The sequence below is a fragment of the Burkholderia sp. AU31624 genome (assembly GCF_020420065.1).
Taxonomy (GTDB): domain Bacteria; phylum Pseudomonadota; class Gammaproteobacteria; order Burkholderiales; family Burkholderiaceae; genus Burkholderia.
The window spans coordinates 1-2,917 of sequence record NZ_JAIZRT010000020.1; the positions used below are offsets into that span (position 1 = coordinate 1).

Here is a 2,917-nt window from a genome sequence, read left to right on the forward strand (position 1 = left end):
GAGACAGACTCGTTATAGGGTCAAGCGAACAAGTGCATGTGGTGGATGCCTTGGCGATCACAGGCGATGAAGGACGCGGTAGCCTGCGAAAAGCTACGGGGAGCTGGCAAACAAGCTTTGATCCGTAGATGTCCGAATGGGGAAACCCACTCCTTTTGGAGTATCCATGGCTGAATACATAGGCCATGCGAAGCGAACGCGGTGAACTGAAACATCTAAGTAACCGCAGGAAAAGAAATCAACCGAGATTCCCAAAGTAGTGGCGAGCGAAATGGGATGAGCCTTGCACTCTTTATTTGTATTGTTAGCCGAACGCTCTGGAAAGTGCGGCCATAGCAGGTGATAGCCCTGTAGGCGAAAACAGTATGAAAGAACTAGGTGTGCGACAAGTAGGGCGGGACACGTGAAATCCTGTCTGAAGATGGGGGGACCATCCTCCAAGGCTAAATACTCGTGATCGACCGATAGTGAACCAGTACCGTGAGGGAAAGGCGAAAAGAACCCCGGGAGGGGAGTGAAATAGATCCTGAAACCGCATGCATACAAACAGTCGGAGCCTCGTAAGGGGTGACGGCGTACCTTTTGTATAATGGGTCAGCGACTTACGTTCAGTAGCAAGCTTAACCGTATAGGGCAGGCGTAGCGAAAGCGAGTCCGAATAGGGCGTTCAGTTGCTGGGCGTAGACCCGAAACCAAGTGATCTATCCATGGCCAGGATGAAGGTGCGGTAACACGTACTGGAGGTCCGAACCCACTAACGTTGAAAAGTTAGGGGATGAGCTGTGGATAGGGGTGAAAGGCTAAACAAACTTGGAAATAGCTGGTTCTCTCCGAAAACTATTTAGGTAGTGCCTCGTGTCTCACCTTCGGGGGTAGAGCACTGTCATGGTTGGGGGGTCTATTGCAGATTACCCCGCCATAGCAAACTCCGAATACCGAAGAGTGCAATCACGGGAGACAGACATCGGGTGCTAACGTCCGGTGTCAAGAGGGAAACAACCCAGACCGCCAGCTAAGGTCCCCAAATATAGCTAAGTGGGAAACGAAGTGGGAAGGCTAAAACAGTCAGGAGGTTGGCTTAGAAGCAGCCACCCTTTAAAGAAAGCGTAATAGCTCACTGATCGAGTCGTCCTGCGCGGAAGATGTAACGGGGCTAAGCTATATACCGAAGCTGCGGATGCGTGCTTTGCACGCATGGTAGGAGAGCGTTCCGTAAGCCTGCGAAGGTGCGTTGAAAAGCGTGCTGGAGGTATCGGAAGTGCGAATGCTGACATGAGTAGCGATAAAGGGGGTGAAAGGCCCCCTCGCCGTAAGCCCAAGGTTTCCTACGCAACGTTCATCGGCGTAGGGTGAGTCGGCCCCTAAGGCGAGGCAGAAATGCGTAGCTGATGGGAAGCAGGTCAATATTCCTGCACCATTGTTAGATGCGATGGGGGGACGGATCGCGGAAGGTTGTCCGGGTGTTGGAAGTCCCGGTCGCTGCATTGGAGAAGGCGCTTAGGCAAATCCGGGCGCAGGATTCAAGGGTGTGGCGCGAGCTCCCTAGGGAGCGAAGCAATTGGAAGTGGTTCCAAGAAAAGCCTCTAAGCTTCAGTCTAACGATGACCGTACCGCAAACCGACACAGGTGGGCGAGATGAGTATTCTAAGGCGCTTGAGAGAACTCGGGAGAAGGAACTCGGCAAATTGGTACCGTAACTTCGGGATAAGGTACGCCCTTGTAGCTTGACTGGCCTGCGCCAGGAGGGTGAAGGGGTTGCAATAAACTGGTGGCTGCGACTGTTTAATAAAAACACAGCACTCTGCAAACACGAAAGTGGACGTATAGGGTGTGACGCCTGCCCGGTGCCGGAAGATTAAATGATGGGGTGCAAGCTCTTGATTGAAGTCCCGGTAAACGGCGGCCGTAACTATAACGGTCCTAAGGTAGCGAAATTCCTTGTCGGGTAAGTTCCGACCTGCACGAATGGCGTAACGATGGCCACACTGTCTCCTCCCGAGACTCAGCGAAGTTGAAGTGTTTGTGATGATGCAATCTACCCGCGGCTAGACGGAAAGACCCCATGAACCTTTACTGTAGCTTTGCATTGGACTTTGAACCGATCTGTGTAGGATAGGTGGGAGGCTATGAAACCGGAACGCTAGTTTCGGTGGAGCCGTCCTTGAAATACCACCCTGGTTTGTTTGAGGTTCTAACCTTGGCCCGTGATCCGGGTCGGGGACAGTGCATGGTAGGCAGTTTGACTGGGGCGGTCTCCTCCCAAAGCGTAACGGAGGAGTACGAAGGTACGCTAGGTACGGTCGGAAATCGTGCTGATAGTGCAATGGCATAAGCGTGCTTAACTGCGAGACCGACAAGTCGAGCAGGTGCGAAAGCAGGTCATAGTGATCCGGTGGTTCTGTATGGAAGGGCCATCGCTCAACGGATAAAAGGTACTCTGGGGATAACAGGCTGATACCGCCCAAGAGTTCATATCGACGGCGGTGTTTGGCACCTCGATGTCGGCTCATCTCATCCTGGGGCTGTAGCCGGTCCCAAGGGTATGGCTGTTCGCCATTTAAAGAGGTACGTGAGCTGGGTTTAAAACGTCGTGAGACAGTTTGGTCCCTATCTGCCGTGGGCGTTGGATATTTGAAGGGGGCTGCTCCTAGTACGAGAGGACCGGAGTGGACGAACCTCTGGTGTACCGGTTGTCACGCCAGTGGCATCGCCGGGTAGCTATGTTCGGAAGAGATAACCGCTGAAAGCATCTAAGCGGGAAACTCGCCTTAAGATGAGATATCCCTGGGGACTAGATCCCCTTGAAGGGTCGTTCGAGACCAGGACGTTGATAGGTCAGGTGTGTAAGCGCAGTAATGCGTTCAGCTAACTGATACTAATTGCCCGTAAGGCTTGATCCTATAACAAGTCTGTTTCG

The 2,917-nt window shown here is 52.8% G+C and carries 1 rRNA gene; it reads left to right on the forward strand.

The features are described from left to right. Positions 1–18 precede the first annotated feature (18 nt). Positions 19–2,900 (forward strand): 23S ribosomal RNA (locus LGM89_RS36985). The last annotated feature ends 17 nt before the right edge of the window (positions 2,901–2,917 follow it).